Here is a 23,496-nt window from a genome sequence, read left to right on the forward strand (position 1 = left end):
AATGGACATACAATTTACAGGAGAGACCCTTCTTCCCGGCAAGGTTGGGCAGTTTTTTATTGTTTTAGCTTTTGCTGCAGCACTTTTATCTACTATTTCTTACTTTTTTGCTACCCGCAGTAAAGACCAGGCCGATCAGTCTTCCTGGACCCGTATGGGAAGAATCTCATATGGAATTAATGTACTGAGTATCATTGGAATCGGTGCTACACTGTTTTACCTGATTCTAAACCATTACAACGAGTATTATTACGTTTATTCCCATTCTTCCAAAGCGCTTCCTGTATACTATATTATTTCAGCTTTCTGGGAAGGCCAGGAAGGTAGTTTTTGGCTTTGGGCATTCTGGCAGGCCGTACTCGGTATTGTATTAATCAGAACCTGTAAATCATGGGAGAGTGGTGTGATGACTGTAGTTGGTCTTTCACAGGTGTTTTTAACCTCGATGTTGCTGGGCGTACAGATTTTTGGTGAACGGATAGGAAGTTCTCCTTTTATTTTATTACGTGATGCAGTGAACTTGCAGGAAATGGCTCCGGTTGTCTTCGCAGATCCTGAAAACTTTAAAAACTACCTTAAGTTTATAACTGACGGCCGTGGTCTGAATCCACTGTTGCAGAATTACTGGATGGTTATTCACCCGCCAACTCTTTTCCTGGGCTTTGCAAGTATGATCGTGCCTTTTGCGTATGTGATTACCGGTCTTTGGCAAAAAAGATATAAAGAATGGGTAAAACCAGCTATGCCCTGGGCATTGTTTGCTGTAATGATATTGGGTACAGGTATTATCATGGGGTCTTTCTGGGCATACGAAGCTTTAAATTTTGGTGGATTCTGGGCTTGGGACCCGGTGGAGAATGCCTCACTGATTCCATGGCTTACTTTAATTGGTGCAGTTCACGTAATGATCGCTTTTAAAAATACAGGTCATGCGTTCTTTACATCTATTGCGCTGGTTCTGGTCAGTTTTATTTTGGTACTGTATGCATCTTTTCTAACCAGAAGTGGTATTCTGGGTGAAACTTCGGTTCACTCTTTTACAGACCTGGGAATGTTTGGTCATCTGATCCTTTACAATGTTGTTTTTCTATTTATACCAGTTGTATTAATCATATGCCGCTGGAAAGAATTGCCTATTACTAATAAGGAAGAAGAAACTTATTCCAGAGAATTCTGGATGTTTATTGGTGCATTGGTGGTTACCGTTGCTTGTATTCAGGTAATCTTCTCTACTTCGGTTCCTGTATTTAACAAGGCTTTCGGTACAAATTTCGCACCTCCGATCGATGCGATCAAATACTATAATCAATGGCAGGCTCCTTTCGCGATTTTGATTACTATGATCTCCGGTTTCTCACAATTCCTTAAATACAAGAGGACAGACACTCGTAAGTTTTACAGCAGTCTGATAGCTACTTTAGTGATCGCTATTGTAGTTACTGGTGCATTCGTATATATCACAGATGTTTATGGAAACTTAATGTACATCCTGCTTTCATTTAGCTGTATGTTTGCGATCTTGTCCAATGCAAGAATCCTGGTGCAAGGGTTTAGTGGTAAAGGAAAACTGGTTGGTGCTGCAGTTGCGCATATAGGTTTCGCTTTATTACTGGTAGGTGCATTGGTTGCAGCTGCGACAAGCAAGCCTGTATCTCTGAATGCTGCGAATTTTATTCCGGTTAAGGATTTCGAAAAGGTAGAAAAACCAGGGGAGAACATGGTGCTGTACAAAAATGAGCCAAAGAAAATGGGCCGTTTTACAGTAACTTATACGAATGATACGACCATTGCCCCGAACACATTTTATACTTTGAACTTTAAGGTTCTTGATGAAAAATCTGGTGCAGTGAAAGAAAATTTTGACTTGAATCCAAGGGTTCAGATCAATGAGAAGATGGGTTTGATTGCGTCTCCTGACACCAAACATTATCTGACTTACGATATGTATACGCATATCACCAGTGCTCCTGATAAAAAAGATTCACATGCAGAAAGTGATGCACAGAGCGATGAAGAAAATTATAAAAAACCAAGAATAGTCAATGTAAGTACGGGTGATACCCTGCACACCAGCAGTGGAATTATTCATATTAAGGATCTGAACTTTAAACCAGTGGCCAAGAGTCTTGCCCTGGCAGAAGGAGATCTTGCTGTAGGATTACCATTGGAGATTGACCTGAATGGTAAAATTTATAAGACGGAGCCAATCTTCCTTGTAAAAGGTAACAATACATTCGACTTCGCAAGAAATATTCCTGAACTGGGCCTGAGATTAAGATTTACAAAAATTCTGCCTGATCAGAAAAAAGTGGAACTGCAGGTCTTTGAAAAACCACAGCAGTCTAAAGACTGGGTTGTATTCAAAGCAATTGAATTTCCTTATATTAACCTTTATTGGGTTGGTTTAATTGTGATGGTGGTCGGCTTCCTTATTTCCATTGTCAGAAGGCAAAAAGAAAACGTAAAAAATTAAGCTAATAAAATCAGAAGCCCGTGTACCCCTGGTGCACGGGCTTCTCATTTTATTGAATATTTTATAAAATATTACAGCGCATGAAACTTGTTTGTATTGGTTCGGGAAATGTTGCTACACATCTCTCTCTTGCTTTTAAAGCTATGGGCGCGGATATCCTGCAGGTCTGGAGCCGCGATGTTAAACGTGCCGGGATCTTAGCTGCCCTGACGGGTTCTCGAGCAACAAGCAACTGGTCAGAGATAGATCGAAATGCGGATTGTTATTTGATCGCCGTAAAAGATGATGCTATTGCCAGCGTAGCCGCCGAATTAAAAGAGGTAAGGGGTATAGTGATCCATACTTCTGGCACAACACCGCTAAGCATCCTGCAAGGAAGTGGGAGCGGATGTGGGGTTCTCTATCCGTTGCAGACTTTCTCTGCATCAAAGGCCGTGGAGATTACTAAAGTTCCTTTTTGTGTTGAAGCAAACAGTCCTCACAACCTGGAACTGGTAACTGCTTTAGCGAGCCTGATCAGTCCGAATGTTTACCCGGTAGATTCAGCCCAGAGAAAAATATTGCACCTTTCGGCAGTTTTCGCGTGTAATTTTACTAATCATCTTTACGCAATTGGGCAGCAGCTTTTGGAAGCGAATGGTCTTAATTTCGATATGCTTCGTCCTTTAATTCAGGAAACCGCACTCAAAGTGCAGTCTTCAAAACCTTCCGAGGTGCAGACCGGTCCAGCCGTCCGGCATGATGAGCAGACTTTAAAGGCTCATAAACAATTGCTTGAGGGCTCCGCTGAATGGAGTCAGATCTACGAAATTTTAAGTAATAGCATTAAAAAGGCACATCCCTAAGGTATTGCGGATTTTGCTGCTTATTTTTGAAAACAATTATGAATATTTATCAATTAAAAGTCAATTTTGAAGAACAGGGGAAACAGCAGGTAATCCTTCCGATAGCGGCGGGCGAATCTGTTCTTGATGTTTGTCTGGATAACGGAATCGAGCTTCAGCACAACTGCGGGGCCGTTTGCGGTTGCAGTACCTGCCATGTTTATGTAAATAAAGGAATGGACAATGTTCAGGATATTTCAGACAAAGAGGAGGATTTTATAGACAGGGCAGTGCGTCCGAGAATTACATCCCGATTGGGTTGCCAGTGTGTGGTCATCAACGGAGATATTGAAGTTACTATCCCTGACCAAAGTGAGTTCCTTGGTCACTAATTATATTTATTTTATTAAGTACAAATCAAACAAACATGCAGGACAAATTTGCTTTACCTATTCACTGGCAGGATCATGAAGATATTGCTCAGGAATTATATGAAAAATTCGGTGATGAGTTTAATGAAGCTAAAATCTACCGCATCCGTTTCACAGAATTGGTAGAATGGGTTCTTGAACTGCCTAATTTTAAAGGTACCAGGGAGCAGAGCACCGAAGGTCATCTGGAGCAAATCCAATCTGCCTGGGTTTATGAATGGCGCGATAACCAGGATTAGATGTTATTGCAGGATCTGGGTAAAATAACCACTTTCATCTTTGATATAGATGGTGTACTGACAAATGGTGAGGTAATGACCAGTACGTCAGGTGAATTGCTGCGTACCTTTCATATTAAAGACGGGTATGCTTTGCAGCTGGCTGTGAAAAAAGGTTATCGTGTCTGTCTGATATCGGGTGGCCGTGGACAGGCGATGCAGCAACGTTTTGAAGCACTCGGGATCCCTGATATCTATTTAGGGGTAGGGGATAAAGTTGAGGTTTTTAATAACTATCTGACTGAAAATAAACTATGTAAAGAAGAAACGCTGTACATGGGGGATGATATTCCTGATTTACAGGTTATGCAACTGGCAGGTATCGCAACTTGTCCGGCCGATGCTTGTGAAGATATAAAAGCAATTTCTGCTTATGTTTCTCCATTCAAAGGTGGTAAAACTGCCGTGAGAGATATCCTGGAGAAAGTTTTGAAGCTTCAGGGTAAATGGTTTGATGCCAATCCTTCTGCTGCTGATGCCAGCAAATAAATATTGCTTTTTCTTAATATTAACTAACGATGTTTAAACCTTCTATACCACTTATACTCGCTTCTAAATCTCCGCGCAGGCAGGAGTTAATTAAACTCATGGGCCTGGAGGTTGAAGTCTTGCTTAAAGATGTTGACGAAAGTTATCCTGACGGTCTTAGCCCGGCAGAAATTGCCAGTTATATCTCTGCGAAAAAAGCGGAAGCATTTCAAACTGAAGCACAAACGCACGTGGTGATTACCGCAGATACTATTGTGGCTTTTGAAGGCGAGATTCTGGGAAAACCCAAAGATGCAGCAGATGCGAAAGCAGTGCTCGAAAAACTATCGGGTAAATCACATCAGGTCTATACTGGTGTGAGCCTTGCTTATCAGGACCGGATCAAAACTTTTTATGATCTTACTGAAGTCACTTTCCGCGAGTTGACCCCAGAAGAGATCGTACATTATATTGCCGTATACCGTCCTTTTGATAAGGCAGGTTCTTATGGTATTCAGGACTGGCTGGGTAGTATAGCCATTGTACAGATTATCGGCTCTTATCCGAACGTGATGGGACTGCCCACGGAAAAACTTTATAAGGAACTCTCGGAGTTTTTAGCTTAGGAAATAACTTTATGTTTTATCATTCTTCGGCGGCAAGCTCATACAGTATTCCCATTTTTAAATCATAGGTAGATAAAGCGATTTGCTTTACAGCAGTATTTTTAAGGATATAACGGCAAAGTAAAGATGCCATAACGATCATGTCGACCCTTAGAGGGATCAATTCAGGAATAGCTTCTCTGGTTGCATGATCTGACAAAATCAGTTTAGTTAATAGGTCTGAAAAATCTTTGTAATCGAGATTTGCGGCTGCTATATTTTTAAGGTCTGTTCCGGGAAGCAGCATTGCAGCATATGTCTCAAAAGCGCCCGCAGAACCAATGAGGCATTGCGGTTGGTAGACATTGCATTTTTCGACCAGTTCATGCAGTTCCTTTTCAAATAAATTGGCAATAGCCTGTTGATCGGCAGCTGATACCGGGTCGGAATGCCAGTATGCTTGTAGTAATCGGGCAGCACCGACAGGGTAGCTTTTTTTCCAGAACTGACCTTCGGGACTGCAGAGAATAAATTCTGTACTGCCACCGCCGATATCCATGATCAGCGATTTCTGCCGGATCAGTCCTGTCGCCTGTACGCCTTTGAAAATATAGCCGGCTTCCTGCTCACCGCTAATTACAGTGATGGTTATTCCCGCTTTTTCAGCGGCTTCCCTGACAAATTCATTTCCATTCGACGCACTGCGTACTGCAGCTGTCGCAGTCGCCTTGATTAAGTCAACGCCATGCTTGTCAATTTCAGTTCTGAAAGTCTTTAATGCATTAATGCCTCTTTCAAAAGCTTCGGGGATAATCTCTCCTTCATTGATCTTTCCCTGGCCAAGCTGGACGGGAATATTAGTTTTATAGAGCACATCTACCTTTCCTGCATGGATGGTGGAAATTACCAGGTGGAAGGTGTTTGTTCCCAGGTCAATTACTGCTGCTTTCATCCCCGAAGATATTAATTCTGAGTTTGTGGCGTTAATTTTTATAAGTAAACCATTTGATCATTTCTTTCAGACTGGTTTTTTTACCGTACATCAGGATGCCGACGCGGTATATTTTTGAGGCGAACCAAACCGTTCCTACAAAACCAATAATAAGCAGAACCATTGATAACCCGAGCTGCCAGTCTGGTACCCCATACGGAAGTCTCACCATCATCGCTATTGGAGAAGTAAATGGAATCATCGACAGCCAAAATGCGATAGGACCATAAGGGTCATTTGATATTACGCTTAAAGACAAAGCGTAGCCTACAAATAAGGGCATCATAACCGGCATTACAAATTGCTGGGTTTCAGTTTCGCTATCTACCGCTGAGCCGATAGCCGCATATAAAGCACTGTAAAAAAGGTATCCGCCAAGGAAGAAAAAGATGAATACCAGGATAATTTTGGTTAAATCCAGGTGGGCCAGGCTTTTCTGAACATAAGCTACTGGTCCGCTTTCGCTCAGTTTATCTTGAATTTTAGCCTTTTTTGTCTGCTGACTATCTGTAATTGCCTGACCTGCTTTTTCTGTGTCTTTGTTATCTAATGTGCTGGCAGATTGCATAGTTTGAGCCGCTTTATCTTTACCTGTGAAAAACTGGACAGCGACAGTAGATATTGCGGTTGTCAGGATAATCCAAAGAATAAACTGTGTTAAGCCGACTAAAGCTATTCCAATTATTTTACCCATCATCAGCTGGAAAGGTTTAACCGAAGAGATCATAACTTCTATAATCCGGCTGGTCTTTTCTTCGATAACACCGCGCATCACCTGGATGCCGTACAAGAGAATAAACATGAACATAAGTATGCCTGCTGCCGATCCGATAATAGTGGTTGCACCGGCACTGGAGTCTTCTTCTTTACCATTTTGGCCTATCTTCATAGTATCAATATCAACACTGGTAGATAGCCTGTCTAAATCCTGCTGTGCAATTCCACTTGCTTTAAGTTGTTGCGTACGCAGTGTTTCTTCTAAATCATTGGCTACTTTGCTATTGAGTGCGAGGCTGGCTTGTTTATCTCCCATGAGTTGTATGCCCTTTGGTGCATCCAGCGTAAATTCTGGCAAATATAGAATATAGTCAAATCCTTCTTTTAGATAGTTCTTTTTCACGTCCTGCAGGCTGGTAGAAAAATAGGTGTAGGAGATGTTTTTACCGGATTTTAGTTTTTCGGTCAGTGCGGAATTATTATTGACAACCGCCACTTTATGGAATGTAGAGGTTGCTCCCTGAAGGGAAAAATAAATCATAATGCCGTAAAAGGCCGCGATAATAACGGGCGTCAGCAAAGTCATCAGGATAAATGATTTTTTCTTTACCCTGGAAAGGTATTCTCGTTGTATAATGAGTAGAATCTTGTTCATGAGTTTAATTTTGAGAGGGTTTAACTTTTTCAATAAAGATGTCATTCATCGTGGCAATAACTTCATCCAGGCGGTGGATATTAACTAAAGGAAGAAGATAATAGAGCAATTGATTGGCAGTCACGTTTGGTTGTAACTGGATTTTCATCCTGATCTTATTTCTGATTTCTTCTTTTTTGATTACCTGATATAGTGTCTCATGTCCTTCTGAAGAGAGTGAGCCATCGTATTCAAGCCAGTAAGTGTTGTTTCGGTATTCTTCTTTAATATCAGCAACTTTTCCATCCAGTATTTTTTTTGACTGATGAATAAGCGCGATGCTATCACACAGTTCTTCTACGGATTCCATTCTGTGTGTTGAAAATATAAATGTCGCTCCCTGCCGGTTAAGTTCCAGAATCTCATTTTTAATGACGTCTGCATTTACCGGATCAAACCCCGAAAAAGGCTCATCCAGGATAATTAGCTCAGGCTGATGCAGCACCGTTGCTACAAACTGCACTTTCTGCTGCATGCCTTTACTCAGGTCTTCGACTTTCTTATTCCACCAGCTGCCCATTTCTAGTTTTTCGAACCAATATTTGACACGCTTGGTAGCCTCAGCTGTACTTAGTCCTTTTAACTTTGCCAGATAAAGCACTTGCTCACCAATTTCCATTTTTTTATACAAGCCTCTCTCCTCGGGCAGATAACCGATCTGTGCGATATGATCGGAGTTAAGGCGCTGCCCGTTGAAAATGACTTCACCACTATCTGGTGCTGTAATTTGCGTGATAATCCGGATCAGGGAAGTCTTTCCTGCTCCATTCGGCCCTAGCAGTCCGAAAATCTGTCCCTGGGCTACTTCCAGGCTGACGTCATTCAGTGCACGGTGTGAGGCATACTGTTTTACAATATTGTGGACACTTAGCATATGTTGAGTTTTAGTTACAGAATTAGACGCAGTTTTCTGAAATCGTTACAGATTATTTACTAACTGGTCAGCCGGTCCTGTCTAATATGCCTGGCCCTGGATTAAGCCTTTTTGAAAATTTGTTTGATTTTATCGGTAAAACCAGACTTGGAAGAAGATTGATTGTCGGTTCCGATCAGAAAACCATAGGGTTGTAAAGCTGGTACATGATCGCAGATAATTTTAACCATACCCAGTAAAGGAATAGCCAGTACCATCCCCGGGATTCCCCATACTAGTTCACCGAGTACAATAACCATGATGGTAAACAGTGGATTAATATTAACTTGTTCGCCCACGACCAGGGGTTCCAAGATATAAGTCTGAATAAACTGAACCAATGCATAAGTGACTAAAACGGTAATAATCATCTTTGAATCTCCCCCCTGTGCAATCACCGCAAGGACCGTAATGGAAGTGCCTGTTAGGTTGCCAATAAACGGGATGATCTCGAGTATGCCGCATAAAACAGCAAAGAATATTGCGCTTTCCACTCCAGCCAGGCTAAAGCCAATTCCATACATAATCCATAAAAGACCAATCATTGCAGCTAATCCACTCAGATAATGCTGAGCTACTTTTCCGGTTTGATGAACAACTTTTGAAGCTTCTTCCCGGTTTTCTGGTGCAATGAGTTTGAGAATGAATTTTTTAATATGATTCCTGTACAGCAAAAACAGAAACATGTAGACGACAACAAGAATGGTGTTAACCGCCATGTTCATTACTCCCGAGGCAAATCCTGCCAGCATGCTTCCCGCACCGCCGCTTTGTTCCCCTTGCTGTTTGACAAGTTCTGATTGCTTACTTAAACTGATTCCTACTTGTTTATTTAGCCATTGCCGCAGACTGGCAAACATATCGGTGACTCTGTGTTTCATGCTATCCAGATTCTCCGTCAAACCGCTTAACTGCCATGACAGGAGTGTAAAAACTAGTGCAATGGCCGCAAGGAACAGAACGACACAGCAAAGGGCACTCATGCCTTTACTAAAACCGTGGTTTTCAAGCCATTTGCTTAAACGAATAAATAACATGGAGAATACTGCCGCTAAGGCTAGTGGAATAAGGAAATCTGCGGCGAAGTAGATGCCTGCGAAGAAAAGAAACAAGATTAATAGAATATAAACGCTGCGTTGAAGTTTTTCCATATCCTGCTATTCAACAAAATCCGGTAAAGAAAGTTTGGTGGATATAGTGCATAAAAAAAGAGGCTATCCGTGCAGATAGCCTCTTTTTAAATAGTTATGTGATAATTATCCTTCCTGGTGTAACCAGGCTTTTTTCTTTAAGAGTTCTTCTTCTGTTTCACGGATGTCTTCATCATCTACACAGCAGTCAACAGGGCAAACCGCAGCACACTGTGGTTCATCATGAAAACCTTTACATTCTGTACACTTATCCGAAACTATATAATATACTTCATCTGACACAGGCTCCTGAGCCGCTCCTGCATCTACTTCCTGATCACCAAAATCAATAATACCGTTTAAATTGGTACCATCGGAAAATCTCCAGGCTGTGCCTGCATCATAAATTGCATTATTTGGGCATTCAGGCTCACATGCTCCGCAATTAATACATTCGTCTGTTATTTTAATAGCCATGTCTTCGTATAAATCTATTGCTAAAGTTACCTTTGCACTGCAAATATAACATTTATACTTTAAAATTTTGTAAACATGTCTACGCTGAACTCCGAGAAGCTAATTATTGCATTTCATAAACTAAGTAATTTCCTGCTATCTCCTGACGAGGATTTTAATTCCGTCATCCGTTCTGCTCCCAATCATAATGCCTGGTTTACAGTGGAAGAAGTGACCCGGTCACTGGCTTCTTTACAAGAAATGCTTCAGTTGCCGGCACTGGAAAAATGGTTTGAAAATATTTCCGTTACCAGCAGTCCCAAAAAAGTGGGTTTAATTCTGGCCGGTAATATTCCAATGGTTGGTTTTCACGATGTGCTATCGGTACTGGCAACGGGTAATATTGCGCTGATTAAGCTGTCTTCTTCAGATAGTCAGCTACTGCCTGCTTTACTAAAAAAACTGGTTTCTTTCGAACCGTTGCTTCAGGATCAGATCGAATATGTAGAAAGACTTACTGGTTTTGATGCCATAATCGCCACCGGCAGTAATAATACTTCGCGTTACTTTGAATATTATTTCGGTAAGGTTCCAAACATAATTCGTAAAAACCGGAATAGTGTTGCCGTTCTGGACGGCCGGGAAAGTGTTGCTGAAATAGCAGCTTTAGGGCACGATATTTTCGACTATTTTGGTCTGGGATGTCGTAATGTTTCTAAGGTCTATCTACCGGAAGGTTATGAAATCAAGAACTTTTTTGAGCCACTGGAGTCTTTTTCTCCGGTGATCAATCACTTTAAATACAATAATAACTACGATTATAACAAGTCTATCTACCTGGTTAACTCTGTAACTCATTTTGATAACGGCTTCCTGCTGGTTAAACAAGATGAGGGGCTGACTTCTCCACTCGCTGTACTGTTTACCGAAACCTATACTGATCTGGATGCACTGTCTCAGCAGCTGGAGCAAAAAGAAGAACAAATTCAATGTGTATTAACACAAACTGAACTAAAATTCAGTAAAGGTACGTTAACACTAGGGCAGGGGCAGCATCCGGCTTTATGGGATTATGCAGATCATGTGGATACGATTGCCTTTCTAAATGGACTGCAGACGGTCTGATAGCTTTTATTTGTATCACAAGGTTTCTTAATTTCTCATTTTGAAACACTATTTTTGAAGAAATGTATATAATCAAAGTAAAAGGCATTGCCAAAATACCGGATTACGTTCAGCTCAGAGATGATAAGTTCACTCTGCTGGCTTATTTCAGGGTAGACCGGCCGGACAAGTCCCTTGATAAATTAGGGCTTGGCGATAAATTGCCCGATATAATGGATGTAGTAAAAAATCTGCCCTTTGGTCAGATTGCCAAATTAGATATTTAAGATATGACAGGAAACGCAGTTATCAATTTAAGAAACGTTGATGTATTTCAGCAAAAACACCTGGTGCTCTCAGATGTAAACCTAACTGTGGATAAAGGTGAATTTGTCTTTTTGATCGGTCAGACAGGATCGGGTAAAAGCAGCTTGCTGAAAATCATATACGGAGAATTGCATATCGGCAATGGAGAGGGCCAGATCGCTGGTTTTGACCTGAAAAAACTTGCAGAAAGGGATGTTCCATTTCTGCGCAGAAAATTAGGGATAGTTTTCCAGGATTTTCAATTACTCACCGATAGGACAATCGAAAAGAATCTGGATTTTGTGTTGAAAGCCACTGGCTGGAAAGACAAAAAGCTGATTGAAGAAAGAATTAAAGATGTACTCGAAAAAGTGGGGCTGCGTTCTAAAATCAGAAAAATGCCACATGAGCTATCTGGTGGTGAACAGCAGAGGGTGGTTATTGCACGCTCGCTTTTAAATAATCCAGATATTATTCTTGCAGATGAACCTACAGGAAATCTGGATCCGGAAACTTCTGAAGAGATAGTAATGCTGCTCAAGCAGATCAGCCAAAGTGGTACCGCAGTACTAATGGCAACTCATGATTACCACATCATTCGTACACTACCTTCGCGTATTATTAAATGTGAAGCTGGTATCGTACACGAAGATGCGACGATAAACTAAACCTTTTCTGACAAAATAATTAATTTTCAGCCATTCTGTACAGTCTTGTTCACACAAAACTGACAGCATGGCTGATATATGCTATTGGCAAACAATTTGCATTTATGACCTAAAATTCTACTATACCATGTTTAGCAAGAAGAAAACGAACGATACCCAAAATCCTGCAACGGAAAATACTGCAGAAGAGCAGTTGAACAAGGAGATTACTAATGAAAATCAGGAAGTTAAAGAAGATGCATCAGCAGAACCTGTAGTGGAAATTTCTGCTGAGGAGCAGTTAAAACTGGATAATGCAGCCTTGAATGATAAATATCTGCGCCTGTTTGCCGAATTTGATAATTATAAAAGACGTACACAGAAAGAACGTGTTGAATTACTGCAGACTGCAGGTAAGGATGTTATTTTAACGCTGTTACCTATTCTGGATGATTTTGACCGTGCTAATAAAGCCGCTGAAAATGCAACAGATATCGCTTCTATCCGTGAAGGTGTTCAGTTGGTTCATACCAAACTAAAAAATACACTTGCACAGAAAGGCCTTAAAGAAATGGAGAGTTTGAATACAGTATTTAACACTGATCTTCATGAAGGAATTACAAATGTTCCTGCTCCTACTGAAGAGTTGAAAGGGAAAGTGATTGATGAATTAGAAAAAGGATACACTTTAAATGACAAAGTTATACGCTTTGCAAAAGTGGTTGTAGGTAGTTAATTATGAGTAAGAGAGATTATTACGATATTCTTGGCGTATCAAAGAGCTCTTCTCCGGAAGAGATCAAAAAAGCTTATAGAAAGCTGGCCATTAAGTATCATCCCGACAAAAACCCGGATGACCATACCGCAGAGGATAAATTTAAAGAAGCCGCTGAGGCTTATGAAGTCCTGAGCAACGCCGAAAAGAAGCAACGTTATGATCATTACGGTCATGCAGGAGTAGGCGGAGCAGCTGGCGGTGGCGGCGGCTACGGTGGTGGCGGTATGAACATGGAAGATATTTTCAGCCAGTTCGGTGATATCTTCGGTGGTGGCGGTGGAAGCCCTTTTGATAGTTTCTTTGGTGGTCAGCAATCTCGTGGAGGTGGTCGTCGCGTCGCGAAGGGATCTAACCTGCGTATCAAGGTAAAATTAACTCTTGAAGAAATTGCGAATGGTGCTGAGAAAAAGATTAAGGTCAACAAGCAGGTAACCTGCAAACCTTGTGACGGAACAGGTGCTAAAGATAAATCGTCTGTTAGTACCTGCAGTACTTGTGGAGGTAGCGGATCTGTACGTCGTGTGACAAACACAATCCTCGGACAGATGCAGACAACTTCTACTTGTCCGACCTGTAATGGTTCCGGTTCACAAATTACCGCTAAATGTACTTCCTGCCATGGCGAAGGTACTGTACGCGGTGAGGAAACCATCAGCATCAATATTCCTGCTGGTGTGAGTGATGGTATGCAGTTGAGCATGAGCGGAAAAGGTAATGCTGCTCCTAATGGCGGTATTCCGGGAGACCTGATCATTCTTATCGAAGAAATTCCGCATGAATTTCTTAAACGTGAAGGTAATAATATAGTATACGATTTACACTTAAGTATTGTTGATGCAGCCCTGGGTTACAGCGCAGAGGTACCAACAATCGACGGTAAAGCTAAGATCAAGATCGAACCGGGTACACAAAGTGGTAAACTGCTTCGTCTGAAGGCCAAAGGTATCCCTGAGGTGAATTCATACCATCGAGGCGATCAGATTATCCATGTAAATATCTGGACACCTAAGATCCTGAGTGGTGAAGAGCGTAGCCTGCTGGAGAAACTCCGCGACTCGCCTAACTTTAAACCTCAGCCGGGTAAAAACGATAAGAGTTTCTTTGAGAAAATGAAAGAATACTTTGAGTAAGCGTTATACAGTATCATAAAAAAAGGTTGTCCCGAAAGAGACAACCTTTTTTGTTATAAATAGATTTTACCTTATACCTCTGCTTTGTTCGGAATAATCAATACCGGGCAGGCAGAATTCCTGGTAACATGCTCTGCAACGCTTCCCATCAAAAAATGATACAGACCTTTTCGGCCGTAAGTACCGATTACAATGAGGTCTGAACCCCATTCATCTGACTGCGCAATAATTCCGTGTGCTGCGCTATCCACTACGCTAAGATAGGTAGTCTTAATTCCCTCCCCATATGTATTTTCAATTTCACGCAATAAGGCCTGGCTGTTTTCTTCACTGTTATCGTAGGATTCAAGGAATACCGGTGCAAGTGTCAGATCCTGATTCATTGTGGCAGGCATCGGTTCAATAACATTAACCAGGGCAATCTCGGCTCCAAAGGTCCTGGCCAATTCATAACCTGTTTTGGCTGCTTTTTCGGAACATGTGCTGTTATCTACAGCTACTAATATTTTTTTGAGATTCATTTTCAGATAATTTAGGATGACGACGATTATAGGAACAACAAACTGAAGCCTCCAATGTTTATTCGGTATTTCATAATTTTAAACAGAACCTCAGGCTATTTATTAATTTAGCTTTATATATACCGGTTATGGAACAGAAATTTGCAGTATGCCGTGTTGCTGTGGCACCTTTAAGAGCCGACGCTTCAGATAAATCAGAGATAAAAACACAATTATTATTTGGCGATGAGGTTGAGGTGCTTGAGCAGGCTGAGCCCTGGTGGAAAATAAGAAATGCCTATGATGAATATGTGGGCTGGATGGATTTCAAACAACTCAAAGTTATCTCAGCATCGGATTATCGTGCTTGCAGTGTTCACAGATTTCTTGCGCCGGTAGCGGTGGTTAATAGGTTAACTGCTGCTGACGGCTCTGTATTTTATTTACCGGCTTCGGCTCAGCTTCCGGCTTATAAGGACGGGAAATGTTATCTGGGAGATGATGTTTATCAAGTGGAATTTGTACCTCATGATGTCGCGCTTTCCGATCCATTGAGAGACCTTGAGCGACTTTCTTTTTTCTTTCTGAATGCACCGTATCTGTGGGGCGGGAAGACGCTATTTGGTATAGATTGTTCGGGTATCACTCAGGCGGTTTTTAAAATGCTCAATATCAGGATAAAAAGAGACGCAATACAGCAGGGGGAGCAGGGAGTCATAGTAGATTTTCTACCGGAAGTGAAAATGGGTGACCTTGCTTTTTTTGATAATGCAGAAGGCAGGATAATTCATGTGGGAATTATGCTTGATGCCAACAGAATTCTGCATGCTTCGGGAAAAATCAGGATAGACCCGATCGATGATCAGGGGATTTATAACCCTGAGCTTGGACGTTATAGTCACAAACTCAGGATCATTAAGCGTTTTTTTTAAGGTATCCATTCCCAAACTATAACCAGCCTATCGTCTCCGGTTGATAGCAGGTACCTGCCATCTGTGCTCCAGATCAGCTTGTTAATAGAATGAGTGTGTCCATGCGTTCCTTTTTCGATACTAAGAATTTTGTAAAGTTTAAGGTCATCACTACCCCACAATTTAATACTCTTATCCTGACTTGCTGTTGCAAAATAGGGGAGTGTAGGATGAAAGGCAATGGCGTAAATGCTATAGAGGTGTGCTGGAATACTGTGCTTCAGCTCATAATCTGCCCGGGACCAGAAATGTAATTGTGCATCTCTGCCGCCTGAAACAAGGTATTTTCCATCAGGTGAATACTGAACTGAGGTGACAGGCCTGTCATGCTTTTGCAGAATATGAAGCAGGCTGTAATCATGCAGGTCATAGATACGGATGGCATGGTCTTTACAGCCAAATGCAAGGTGTCTGCGGTCTGGACTGACAGCGATGGATCTAACCGTCTGCGCCGACACCTGGATGCTGTAAAGGAGCGTAAAATCGGTCAGGGACCAGACTTTAACAGTTCCATCTTCTGAGGCTGTCAGAAATTCATTTTTCTCAGGAACAGGTATAATGTCAAATACTGGTTTTTCATGTGCCTGAATGCTGATTATGATTTCATTTTTCTGCAAATCATAAAGCTGGACTTCCCCGCTGCGCTGACCGTAAAGAAGCAAACTTCCATCGGAACTCATGCAGTAAACAGAGCTCTTTACAGGAATAAGTACTTTTTCAAAATTAAGCTTCTCCAACGACCATTCTACTATGCCTTTGTCGTTCCCGCCAGTGAGAAATATCTCATTCCTGTTTGAATTAGAAAGTGCATAGATGGGGTTTTGATGCCCACTAAGAGATCTGAGGTGCTGCAGCATAACTATTTTTTATGTCTTCCTTCCAGGTTCAGTCCGATATCTGCAAGTGTTTTTCCCTTTTCGCGTAACAGTACGAGCAAGTGGAAAACTAAGTCAGAGCTTTCATTGATAAAGTCTGTATCTGTTTCTGCCAATGCGGCAATGACTGTTTCTACGCCTTCTTCCCCGACTTTCTGTGCAATTTTATTCAGACCTTTCTTCCGGAGTTTATTCACGTAAGATTCCTCTGCTGGATTTGCGTAGCGATCAGCTATAATTTGTTCCAATTCGAATATAAAATTCTGGTTATAGTTGGTCTGAAAACAGCTTCTGCTTCCTGTGTGACAGGTTGGGCCAACCGGACTCGCTTTGATCAGGATCGTATCTTTATCGCAGTCAATATGGCTTTCTTTCACATAAAGGAAATTACCGCTTTCTTCTCCTTTGGTCCATAATCTCTGTTTAGAGCGTGAATAAAAGGTTACTTTTCCCTCCTGCTCTGTTTTAGTCCAGGCTTCCTGGTTCATATAGCCCAGCATGAGTACTTCCAGTGTCTGTACATCCTGTATGATTACGGGTACCAGGCCACCGGTCTTTTCAAAATCTATTTGCATAACCTTACGGGTATATGGTGTTTGTTTAATTCTGTTTTCAGGTCAGGAATAGTGATCTCTCCAAAATGAAAGACTGAAGCTGCGAGTGCTGCGTCAACACCTGTAGTACTGAAAACTTCTGTGAAATGTTCTGTTTTTCCTGCACCACCAGAGGCGATAACAGGGATGTTGATGAGTTTACAAACCTGATCCAGCAATTTGCAGTCAAAGCCTTGTTTGGTGCCGTCATGGTCCATGGAAGTAAGAAGGATCTCCCCGGCACCCAGACTCTCAGCCTGTTTAATCCATTGCAGGGTCTCCAGCTCAGTTAATAGTCTGCCGCCATTCAGGTGAACCATATTTCGTTGCTCCACTAGTTTGGTATCTACTGCTACAACGACAAACTGTACACCGAATACTTTTGCCAGATCTTCGATCAGTGTAGGATTTTTAACTGCTGCAGAATTGATGCTGATCTTGTCTGCACCTGCGCTGAGCAGGGCATCGGCATCAGCTATCGAAGTGATTCCTCCACCGATTGTAAAGGGGATATTAAGCTGTCTTGCTACCGATTTGACCATTTCAATCATGGTTTTGCGGCGTTCATGTGTCGCTGTAATATCTAAAAACACCAGTTCGTCGGCACCTTGCTGTGCATATTGCCAGGCGAGCTCTACCGGATCTCCGGCATCCTTCAAGTCAACAAAGTTTACCCCTTTAACTGTTCTTCCGTCCTTAACGTCCAGGCAGGGAATGATACGTTTGCTCAGCATGATCTATAAAGAAGTCATAGCTTTTAAATTCCATTCCTTAATCTCTTCGATGGTAATTCGGTTCTCATAAATAGCTTTACCAACAACTACAGATCTAATGTCTAATTTAGCCAGTTCCTCGATATCCTGCATAGAACTTACACCTCCTGAGGCTATCAGTTTGATGAATGGTGAATGTTCCAGTAGTTTCTGATAAAGATCTAATGCCGCACCACCTAATTTTCCGTCTTTATTAATATCTGTACACAGGAAACGGAAGAACCCTAACTGAAGGCATTTATCAACGTAATCCATAAGCTTAATAGGGGAGCTTTCCATCCAGCCGGAGTACTTGATGACTTCATCCAGTACATCTATCGCGATGACGATACGGTTAGCGTAATCATATTTTTTACCTACTTCTTTGCTAAGTTCTTCCAAAAAGCTGGGGTTGGTAATAGCTTGTGTGCCGACTATGACGCGGTGAATACCAGCATCCAGCAGGTTAGTAACTTGTTCAATTGTACGGATACCACCACCATATTGAACACGCATATCTGTTTTTTTGATGATATCAAATAGTGCTGCTTGATTACTGAAATCGCCTTTTGCACCATTAAGATCGATGATATGAATAAATTCAGTACCATTAGATCTGTAAGTTTCAATCATTTCAGCGATGGAAACTTCATAAACAGTCTTCTGGTTATAGTCACCCTCTCTTAGTCTGACTACTTTACCATCTAAAATATCAATAGCGGGAATAATGTACATTTTATGATTTTAAGTTTGAAAAATTCAATAATAAACGTTCGCCGGCCTGTCCGGATTTTTCGGGGTGAAATTGTACTCCGAAAAAGTTATCTCTTTGTATAGCAGCGGCATATTTTAAACCGTAGTCTGCAGTTGCTATTCCAAAAATAGGGTTATATTCAATAAAGTAAGAATGAACAAAATAAAACTGCGTCTTGTCTTCAATGCCTGCAAAAAGTGGATTGTCTTTAATTTCTATATTATTCCAACCCATATGCGGAATTTTAATGCCCAGTTTTTTATCAAAAAGTAACGTTCTAACAGGGATAATGTTTGTCAGAACAGCATCTCCTTCCTGGGAATGTGCAGTGAGTAATTGCATGCCGACGCAAATGCCTAGTACGGGTTTGGTAATTAATGGAATAACATCTGCGAGGCCGGACTGCTGCAACTTTTCCATTGCAGCGCCTGCATGGCCCACGCCTGGAATAATGATATGAGAATATTGGTCAAAATCCGATTCGGTATTGATCATTCCGTAATTCAGTTTCAGTCTGTCCAGTGCAGAGGTGAGGGAAAATATATTCCCTGCGCCATAATTTACTATTCCAATCATTTTACAACATGCCTTTTGTACTCGGTAAAACTAATTTCTCTGAATCTCTTTTGACAGCCATTTTAATAGCCTTGGCAAATGCTTTGAAGATAGCTTCGATCTTGTGATGTTCATTATCGCCTTCGGCTTTGATATTCAAATTGCATTTGGCAGCATCGCTAAAAGACTTGAAAAAATGAAAAAACATTTCTGTAGGGACATCGCCTACTTTTTCTCTTTTAAACTCTGCATCCCAGACAATCCAGCTTCTGCCGCCAAAATCTATAGCGACCTGCGCAAGGCAGTCATCCATAGGCAGGCAGAATCCATATCTTTCCAGTCCAAGTTTATTACCGATGGCACCTGCAAATGCTTCACCTAAAGCGATGCCGGTATCCTCAACAGTATGGTGCTCATCAATGTGCAGATCGCCTTTTGCCTGAATATTCAGATCTATACTGCCGTGGCGTGCAATCTGATCTAGCATGTGGTCAAAGAAATGGAGGCCGGTTTGTACTGACGCTTTACCAGTGCCGTCCAGATCCAGGTTAATATCAATATCTGTTTCGTTCGTTTTTCTTTTCAGACTAAACTGCCGGCTGCCGGCTCGGAGAAAAGTATAAATATCCTCCCATTTATTGGTTTCCAATCCGATATAAGGCTTCAACTCTTCTGCTTTTCCAAGCTGTTCGGTTGCGCCAAGCAGGTCATTGTTTCTTAGCCAGATTGCTTTTGCACCAAGATTCTTAGCCAGAACTACATCATTTATCCTGTCGCCGATTACAAAAGATCCTTCCATATCGTACTTGCTGGTCAGGTAATGCTGAAGCAATCCTGTATTCGGTTTGCGTGTATGGGCATTTTCATGAGCAAAAGTACGGTCGATGATAACTTCTGAAAAGTTTACACCTTCACCTGCGAAAGTATCCAGGATCAATTGATGTACCGGCCAGAAATTGGCTTCAGGATGAGAATCGGTTCCTAATCCATCCTGATTAGTTACCATAACTAATTCAAAATCAAGTTCTGAAGCTATTTTGGAAAGGTAGTAAAGTGCCTTCGGGTAAAACTGCAGTTTGGCAAAAGAGTCAATCTGCTCATCGGCAGGTTCTGTAATCAATGTGCCGTCACGATCTATAAATAGTACCTTCTTCATTTTAAATACTTAACGATTTTAAAGTGGATAATAATATTTCGTTCTCTTCTGGTGTACCAACGGTAATCCGCAGGCAGCCTTCGCATAGGGTCACTTTTGCACGGTTACGGACAATGATGCCTTTTTCGACTAGTGCGTCATAGATCTTCTCTGCATGTGTGACTTCAGCCAGAATAAAGTTTGCATCCGAGGGATAAACTTTGATTACTGATGGTATTTGCAGCAGAGATTTACTTAATGCCTCTCTTTCAGCCACAGTAATTTTAATCCATTCATTTACCTGGCCGATTTCCTGCAAAGCCGCAAGAGCAAGGTCCTGAGTGGACTGGCTAATATTGTAAGGCGCTTTTACTTTGTTCAGAATATCTATAACAGTGCTGGAAGAAAAAGCCATTCCCAGTCTCAGGCCTGCAAGACCCCATGCTTTAGAGAAAGTCTGGAGAATAACCAGGTTAGGGTATTCTGTCAGTTCCTGGATAAAGGTCCGCTGCTTAGCGAAATTAATGTAAGCCTCATCAATGATCACCAACCCTTTGAAATTGGCTAAGATCGTCTCTATGTCAGTCCTGATGATGGAATTGCCTGTGGGGTTATTAGGCGAACAGATAAAGATGAGTTTGGTGTGTTCGTCTATCGCTTCGGCAATTCCCTCCAGATCGAGCTGAAAATTCGGGAGCAGGTTTACTTTACGGGTTTCTACATCATTAATATTTGCAGAAACTTCATACATGCCATAAGTAGGTGGGAGCAGGATAACGTTGTCTTTTCCCGGATTGCAAAACGCGCGGTAGAGTAAATCGATAGCTTCATCACTTCCATTACCTAAGAAGGTATTTTCAATAGGCACACCTTTAATCCGGCTCAAGGCGTCCTTCAGATCTAGCTGAAGCGGATCGGGATAACGGTTGAAATTTTCAGGCAATGGTGAGCCGAAACTATTCTCATTGGCATCCAGAAATACACTGGCCTGACCTTTATATTCATCTCTCGCAGTAGAATAGGGGCGAAGATTTTTAATGTTTTCTCTTTGTAAATTCTTAATATCCATCTGTAGATTTTAAACGAATGGTGATTGCATTTTTGTGTGCCTGAAGTCCTTCTGCAGTGGCTAATATTTCTACTGCAGGGCCAATTGCTTTCAGTCCTGAAGGGGTAATATGCTGAAAGGTTATCTTTTTCAGAAAAGAATCCGTGGATACGCCTGAATAAGCTTTTGCAAAACCACTTGTAGGAAGGGTATGATTTGTTCCTGAAGCATAATCGCCCGCACTTTCTGGAGTTAGATTTCCCAGAAAGACAGAACCTGCATTACTGATTTGAGGAATAAGTGCTTCAAACTCTTCTGTCGCAAGGATCAGATGCTCCGGCGCATAAGCGTTGCTAAACGCCATGGCCTGCTGCAGATTCTCACAATGAACTGCGTAGGAGTTTGCAATTGCTGCTGCTGCAACTGTTGCTCTTGGTAAATAACTAATTTGATTATCAATCTCCTGCATCACTTCAGCGATGAGTTCTGTTGAGGTAGAAACAAGAATGGACTGACTATCAGAACCGTGTTCGGCCTGAGCCAGCAGGTCTGCCGCAACAAAGGCGGGTGAAGCGCTCCGGTCAGCTATGATTAGTACCTCGGAAGGTCCTGCAGGCATATCAATGGCTGCAATGCCTGATGCCAAAATCTGCTGTTTGGCCTGAGTTACGTAGCGGTTTCCAGGCCCGAATATCTTGTAAACCTGAGGTACGCTTGTGGTGCCGTAGGCCATTGCGGCGATGGCTTGTGCACCCCCGGCCAGATAGATTTTTTTGATACCAAGCAACTTGGCACAATAAGCCAGGTAGCAATTTGTCTTCCCATCTTTCTGCGGTGGTGAGCAAACGACAATCTCTTCGCATCCAGCAAGCATAGCTGGAATACCAAGCATTAGAAAAGTGCTGGGCAGTACGGCAGATCCACCTGGAATATAAAGGCCTACCCGGCTTATAGGACGTGACTCCCGCCAGCAGCTGACTCCCGGCATAGTCTCTATTTTGTCTTCCGTTTTAAGCTGGGCTGCATGAAACATTCTGATATTCGCATAGGCTGTTTCAATAGCTTCCCTTGCATCCTGCGGGATTTCTGATGCAATAGTTTCAATCTCCTGCTCATCGAGAAAAAGCCGTTCCAGTTTTACGCCGTCGAACTGACCGGCATAGTCAAGCAGCGCTTGATCGCCGGTAGTTTTTACCTGGTTAATGATCTGGCCAACACGTTCCGCGATAGCTGCATCATCCTCCAGTGTTCTCAGGCAGATATCCTCAATTTTCTGTTTAGATAGATTGGTATAACTGTAGATTTTCAATGTGTTATGTTTTTGATTTAACTTTTAGTTAACGGTTGTGGTCGGTTGTTTTATTGTTATGCGATGATTTTTTCGATCGGCATAACGACAATTCCCTCTGCCCCCGCTGCTTTCAATAAGTTAATTTTCTCCCAGAAATCCTGTTCTGTTATCACCGAATGTACAGCAACCCAGTCCGGCTCAAACAGAGGAACTACAGTTGGACTCTTAACACCTGGCAGCAGGTTAACAACTTTTTCGAGGTTTACTTTTGCGACGTTAAGCACGACATACTTATTTTCTTTTGCGCGCAGTACGGAACGGATTCGCTGCAGTAATTCAATAACGTCTTCGTTGAGTTCTGTACCTTTACTGCAGATCATTACTGCTTCGGAATTCATCACTTCGGCGAATGGTTTCAAACCATTACTTTTTAAAGTTCCACCTGTAGAAACGATGTCACAGATTGCATCACTCAGACCAAGTCCCGGACCAATTTCTACAGAACCTGAAATCGTTCTGACTACGGCATTCACCTCGTTGTCCTTTAAATACTTTTCGAGAATTACGGGATAGGAAGTTGCAATAGCTTTGCCTTCCAGCTGACTAATATCAGTCATTTCACTTTCGTTTGGAATGGCGATTTTCAGGGTGCATTTACCGAACCCTAATTTCTGCAGGTAGGTCACATCTGCATTGACTTCATGAATGACATTTTCGCCAACTATACCGAGATCGGCAATGCCGTCCTGCACATATTCGGGGATATCGTCATCACGAAGAAACAAGATTTCCAGAGGGAAATTGGTTACAGTTGATATAAGGGAGCTTTTGTAGTTCTCAAATGAAAGGCCACAATTTTTAAGAATTTCTACAGATTTTTCGTTTAGTCTACCAGATTTCTGGATAGCAATTTTAAGTGTTTTCAATGGATTGAAATTATTGAATGAGACAGGAAGTTAAAATTCGGAAACAAGTCTTGAAGTACAAAACATTACATATATATCGCCACTACTGGCGATGATGCAAATGTAAATGATTGTTCAAGTGTTTGTTCATAATTTTTTAGTCCTTATCCAA

Annotated in this window: 27 protein-coding genes; 12 read left to right on the forward strand and 15 right to left on the reverse strand. The window is 41.8% G+C overall.

The window, feature by feature from the left end:
• Position 1: 1 nt before the first annotated feature.
• The 6 genes from BM192_RS18100 to BM192_RS18125 all read left to right on the forward strand — a co-directional run bounded on the left by BM192_RS18100 (position 2) and on the right by BM192_RS18125 (position 5,100).
• Positions 2-2,473 carry a heme lyase CcmF/NrfE family subunit gene (locus BM192_RS18100; RefSeq protein WP_037442168.1) on the forward strand — a complete coding sequence of 824 codons (2,472 nt, stop codon included), beginning with the start codon at positions 2-4 and terminating at the stop codon, positions 2,471-2,473.
• Positions 2,474-2,553: 80 nt separating this feature from the next.
• Entirely contained in the window at positions 2,554-3,318 is a 765-nt protein-coding gene (locus BM192_RS18105) for a Rossmann-like and DUF2520 domain-containing protein (protein WP_037442166.1), read from the forward strand.
• 38 nt (positions 3,319-3,356) lie between these two features.
• Positions 3,357-3,689 carry a 2Fe-2S iron-sulfur cluster-binding protein gene (locus tag BM192_RS18110; RefSeq protein WP_037442164.1) on the forward strand — a complete coding sequence of 111 codons (333 nt, stop codon included), beginning with the start codon at positions 3,357-3,359 and terminating at the stop codon, positions 3,687-3,689.
• Between the two features lie 35 nt (positions 3,690-3,724).
• On the forward strand, positions 3,725-3,967 hold the full coding sequence (gene iscX, locus BM192_RS18115; protein WP_037442162.1) for a Fe-S cluster assembly protein IscX: 243 nt from the start codon (positions 3,725-3,727) through the stop codon (positions 3,965-3,967).
• Positions 3,968-4,495 carry a KdsC family phosphatase gene (locus tag BM192_RS18120; protein ID WP_037442160.1) on the forward strand — a complete coding sequence of 176 codons (528 nt, stop codon included), beginning with the start codon at positions 3,968-3,970 and terminating at the stop codon, positions 4,493-4,495.
• A gap of 29 nt (positions 4,496-4,524) precedes the next feature.
• Positions 4,525-5,100 (forward strand): Maf family protein, encoded by a 576-nt coding sequence (locus BM192_RS18125; RefSeq protein WP_037442158.1) that lies wholly within the window; start codon positions 4,525-4,527, stop codon positions 5,098-5,100.
• Positions 5,101-5,119: 19 nt separating this feature from the next.
• Here BM192_RS18125 and BM192_RS18130 read toward each other — a convergent pair whose 3' ends face one another.
• The 5 genes from BM192_RS18130 to BM192_RS18150 form a co-directional block, all read right to left on the reverse strand.
• Positions 5,120-6,031, reverse strand: coding sequence for a Ppx/GppA phosphatase family protein (locus tag BM192_RS18130; protein WP_037442156.1), 912 nt, complete (start codon positions 6,029-6,031; stop codon positions 5,120-5,122).
• Positions 6,032-6,062: 31 nt separating this feature from the next.
• Positions 6,063-7,442, reverse strand: a complete 1,380-nt coding sequence (locus tag BM192_RS18135) for an ABC transporter permease (RefSeq protein WP_037442198.1) — start codon at positions 7,440-7,442, stop codon at positions 6,063-6,065.
• A 4-nt stretch (positions 7,443-7,446) separates the two neighbouring features.
• Positions 7,447-8,355 (reverse strand): ABC transporter ATP-binding protein, encoded by a 909-nt coding sequence (locus BM192_RS18140; RefSeq protein ID WP_037442154.1) that lies wholly within the window; start codon positions 8,353-8,355, stop codon positions 7,447-7,449.
• A gap of 101 nt (positions 8,356-8,456) precedes the next feature.
• Positions 8,457-9,545, reverse strand: a complete 1,089-nt coding sequence (locus tag BM192_RS18145; protein WP_037442152.1) for an AI-2E family transporter — start codon at positions 9,543-9,545, stop codon at positions 8,457-8,459.
• Between the two features lie 105 nt (positions 9,546-9,650).
• Complete coding sequence (locus tag BM192_RS18150) at positions 9,651-10,001, reverse strand: 4Fe-4S dicluster domain-containing protein (RefSeq protein WP_037442150.1); 351 nt, start codon at positions 9,999-10,001, stop codon at positions 9,651-9,653.
• A 75-nt stretch (positions 10,002-10,076) separates the two neighbouring features.
• Here BM192_RS18150 and BM192_RS18155 point away from each other — a divergent pair, with 75 nt between their 5' ends.
• The 5 genes from BM192_RS18155 to dnaJ all read left to right on the forward strand — a co-directional run bounded on the left by BM192_RS18155 (position 10,077) and on the right by dnaJ (position 13,945).
• Positions 10,077-11,105, forward strand: coding sequence for an acyl-CoA reductase (locus BM192_RS18155; protein WP_037442148.1), 1,029 nt, complete (start codon positions 10,077-10,079; stop codon positions 11,103-11,105).
• A 62-nt stretch (positions 11,106-11,167) separates the two neighbouring features.
• Complete coding sequence (locus tag BM192_RS18160) at positions 11,168-11,371, forward strand: hypothetical protein (RefSeq protein ID WP_037442146.1); 204 nt, start codon at positions 11,168-11,170, stop codon at positions 11,369-11,371.
• Positions 11,372-11,374: 3 nt separating this feature from the next.
• Positions 11,375-12,058 (forward strand): cell division ATP-binding protein FtsE, encoded by a 684-nt coding sequence (locus tag BM192_RS18165; protein ID WP_037442144.1) that lies wholly within the window; start codon positions 11,375-11,377, stop codon positions 12,056-12,058.
• Positions 12,059-12,185: 127 nt separating this feature from the next.
• Complete coding sequence (locus BM192_RS18170) at positions 12,186-12,773, forward strand: nucleotide exchange factor GrpE (RefSeq protein ID WP_037442142.1); 588 nt, start codon at positions 12,186-12,188, stop codon at positions 12,771-12,773.
• A gap of 2 nt (positions 12,774-12,775) precedes the next feature.
• On the forward strand, positions 12,776-13,945 hold the full coding sequence (gene dnaJ / locus BM192_RS18175; RefSeq protein WP_037442140.1) for a molecular chaperone DnaJ: 1,170 nt from the start codon (positions 12,776-12,778) through the stop codon (positions 13,943-13,945).
• Positions 13,946-14,016: 71 nt separating this feature from the next.
• Here dnaJ and BM192_RS18180 read toward each other — a convergent pair whose 3' ends face one another.
• Complete coding sequence (locus tag BM192_RS18180; RefSeq protein ID WP_037442138.1) at positions 14,017-14,466, reverse strand: universal stress protein; 450 nt, start codon at positions 14,464-14,466, stop codon at positions 14,017-14,019.
• A gap of 128 nt (positions 14,467-14,594) precedes the next feature.
• Between BM192_RS18180 and BM192_RS18185 the strand changes: the two genes are divergently transcribed.
• Positions 14,595-15,377, forward strand: coding sequence for a C40 family peptidase (locus BM192_RS18185; protein ID WP_037442136.1), 783 nt, complete (start codon positions 14,595-14,597; stop codon positions 15,375-15,377).
• Here the strand turns inward: BM192_RS18185 and BM192_RS18190 are convergent.
• From BM192_RS18190 to hisG, 9 genes are read right to left on the reverse strand one after another with little or no spacing between them, the layout of a single operon-like run.
• Positions 15,374-16,273 (reverse strand): WD40 repeat domain-containing protein, encoded by a 900-nt coding sequence (locus tag BM192_RS18190; RefSeq protein ID WP_037442134.1) that lies wholly within the window; start codon positions 16,271-16,273, stop codon positions 15,374-15,376. The genes BM192_RS18185 and BM192_RS18190 overlap by 4 nt on opposite strands.
• A gap of 2 nt (positions 16,274-16,275) precedes the next feature.
• Positions 16,276-16,866 carry a bifunctional phosphoribosyl-AMP cyclohydrolase/phosphoribosyl-ATP diphosphatase HisIE gene (gene hisIE, locus BM192_RS18195; protein WP_037442132.1) on the reverse strand — a complete coding sequence of 197 codons (591 nt, stop codon included), beginning with the start codon at positions 16,864-16,866 and terminating at the stop codon, positions 16,276-16,278.
• Entirely contained in the window at positions 16,857-17,618 is a 762-nt protein-coding gene (gene hisF, locus BM192_RS18200; RefSeq protein ID WP_074964067.1) for an imidazole glycerol phosphate synthase subunit HisF, read from the reverse strand. The genes hisIE and hisF overlap by 10 nt, the downstream gene beginning before the upstream one ends.
• A gap of 3 nt (positions 17,619-17,621) precedes the next feature.
• On the reverse strand, positions 17,622-18,371 hold the full coding sequence (hisA, locus tag BM192_RS18205; protein WP_037442131.1) for a 1-(5-phosphoribosyl)-5-[(5-phosphoribosylamino)methylideneamino]imidazole-4-carboxamide isomerase: 750 nt from the start codon (positions 18,369-18,371) through the stop codon (positions 17,622-17,624).
• 1 nt (position 18,372) lies between these two features.
• Positions 18,373-18,966 (reverse strand): imidazole glycerol phosphate synthase subunit HisH, encoded by a 594-nt coding sequence (gene hisH, locus BM192_RS18210; protein ID WP_037442129.1) that lies wholly within the window; start codon positions 18,964-18,966, stop codon positions 18,373-18,375.
• A 1-nt stretch (position 18,967) separates the two neighbouring features.
• Positions 18,968-20,101 (reverse strand): bifunctional histidinol-phosphatase/imidazoleglycerol-phosphate dehydratase HisB, encoded by a 1,134-nt coding sequence (gene hisB / locus BM192_RS18215; RefSeq protein WP_037442127.1) that lies wholly within the window; start codon positions 20,099-20,101, stop codon positions 18,968-18,970.
• 1 nt (position 20,102) lies between these two features.
• The gene (gene hisC, locus BM192_RS18220; RefSeq protein WP_037442125.1) at positions 20,103-21,149 is read right to left on the reverse strand and encodes a histidinol-phosphate transaminase; all 1,047 of its coding nucleotides are present in this window, start codon (positions 21,147-21,149) and stop codon (positions 20,103-20,105) included.
• On the reverse strand, positions 21,139-22,437 hold the full coding sequence (gene hisD, locus BM192_RS18225; RefSeq protein ID WP_037442123.1) for a histidinol dehydrogenase: 1,299 nt from the start codon (positions 22,435-22,437) through the stop codon (positions 21,139-21,141). The genes hisC and hisD overlap by 11 nt, the downstream gene beginning before the upstream one ends.
• A 56-nt stretch (positions 22,438-22,493) precedes the next feature.
• Entirely contained in the window at positions 22,494-23,345 is an 852-nt protein-coding gene (hisG, locus tag BM192_RS18230; RefSeq protein ID WP_037442121.1) for an ATP phosphoribosyltransferase, read from the reverse strand.
• Positions 23,346-23,496: the final 151 nt, after the last annotated feature.

It is taken from the genome of Pedobacter antarcticus, from assembly GCF_900112985.1.
GTDB classification, from domain to species: domain Bacteria; phylum Bacteroidota; class Bacteroidia; order Sphingobacteriales; family Sphingobacteriaceae; genus Pedobacter; species Pedobacter antarcticus.

Bases quoted from the DNA above. Each gene is read 5' to 3' on its own strand.
- BM192_RS18100 (WP_037442168.1), top strand. From the start codon at position 2: ATGGACATACAATTTACAGGAGAGACCCTTCTTCCCGGCAAGGTTGGG.
- BM192_RS18105 (WP_037442166.1), top strand. From the start codon at position 2,554: ATGAAACTTGTTTGTATTGGTTCGGGAAATGTTGCTACACATCTCTCT.
- BM192_RS18110 (WP_037442164.1), top strand. From the start codon at position 3,357: ATGAATATTTATCAATTAAAAGTCAATTTTGAAGAACAGGGGAAACAG.
- iscX (WP_037442162.1), top strand. From the start codon at position 3,725: ATGCAGGACAAATTTGCTTTACCTATTCACTGGCAGGATCATGAAGAT.
- BM192_RS18120 (WP_037442160.1), top strand. From the start codon at position 3,968: ATGTTATTGCAGGATCTGGGTAAAATAACCACTTTCATCTTTGATATA.
- BM192_RS18125 (WP_037442158.1), top strand. From the start codon at position 4,525: ATGTTTAAACCTTCTATACCACTTATACTCGCTTCTAAATCTCCGCGC.
- BM192_RS18130 (WP_037442156.1), bottom strand. From the start codon at position 6,031: ATGAAAGCAGCAGTAATTGACCTGGGAACAAACACCTTCCACCTGGTA.
- BM192_RS18135 (WP_037442198.1), bottom strand. From the start codon at position 7,442: ATGAACAAGATTCTACTCATTATACAACGAGAATACCTTTCCAGGGTA.
- BM192_RS18140 (WP_037442154.1), bottom strand. From the start codon at position 8,355: ATGCTAAGTGTCCACAATATTGTAAAACAGTATGCCTCACACCGTGCA.
- BM192_RS18145 (WP_037442152.1), bottom strand. From the start codon at position 9,545: ATGGAAAAACTTCAACGCAGCGTTTATATTCTATTAATCTTGTTTCTT.
- BM192_RS18150 (WP_037442150.1), bottom strand. From the start codon at position 10,001: ATGGCTATTAAAATAACAGACGAATGTATTAATTGCGGAGCATGTGAG.
- BM192_RS18155 (WP_037442148.1), top strand. From the start codon at position 10,077: ATGTCTACGCTGAACTCCGAGAAGCTAATTATTGCATTTCATAAACTA.
- BM192_RS18160 (WP_037442146.1), top strand. From the start codon at position 11,168: ATGTATATAATCAAAGTAAAAGGCATTGCCAAAATACCGGATTACGTT.
- BM192_RS18165 (WP_037442144.1), top strand. From the start codon at position 11,375: ATGACAGGAAACGCAGTTATCAATTTAAGAAACGTTGATGTATTTCAG.
- BM192_RS18170 (WP_037442142.1), top strand. From the start codon at position 12,186: ATGTTTAGCAAGAAGAAAACGAACGATACCCAAAATCCTGCAACGGAA.
- dnaJ (WP_037442140.1), top strand. From the start codon at position 12,776: ATGAGTAAGAGAGATTATTACGATATTCTTGGCGTATCAAAGAGCTCT.
- BM192_RS18180 (WP_037442138.1), bottom strand. From the start codon at position 14,466: ATGAATCTCAAAAAAATATTAGTAGCTGTAGATAACAGCACATGTTCC.
- BM192_RS18185 (WP_037442136.1), top strand. From the start codon at position 14,595: ATGGAACAGAAATTTGCAGTATGCCGTGTTGCTGTGGCACCTTTAAGA.
- BM192_RS18190 (WP_037442134.1), bottom strand. From the start codon at position 16,273: ATGCTGCAGCACCTCAGATCTCTTAGTGGGCATCAAAACCCCATCTAT.
- hisIE (WP_037442132.1), bottom strand. From the start codon at position 16,866: ATGCAAATAGATTTTGAAAAGACCGGTGGCCTGGTACCCGTAATCATA.
- hisF (WP_074964067.1), bottom strand. From the start codon at position 17,618: ATGCTGAGCAAACGTATCATTCCCTGCCTGGACGTTAAGGACGGAAGA.
- hisA (WP_037442131.1), bottom strand. From the start codon at position 18,371: ATGTACATTATTCCCGCTATTGATATTTTAGATGGTAAAGTAGTCAGA.
- hisH (WP_037442129.1), bottom strand. From the start codon at position 18,966: ATGATTGGAATAGTAAATTATGGCGCAGGGAATATATTTTCCCTCACC.
- hisB (WP_037442127.1), bottom strand. From the start codon at position 20,101: ATGAAGAAGGTACTATTTATAGATCGTGACGGCACATTGATTACAGAA.
- hisC (WP_037442125.1), bottom strand. From the start codon at position 21,149: ATGGATATTAAGAATTTACAAAGAGAAAACATTAAAAATCTTCGCCCC.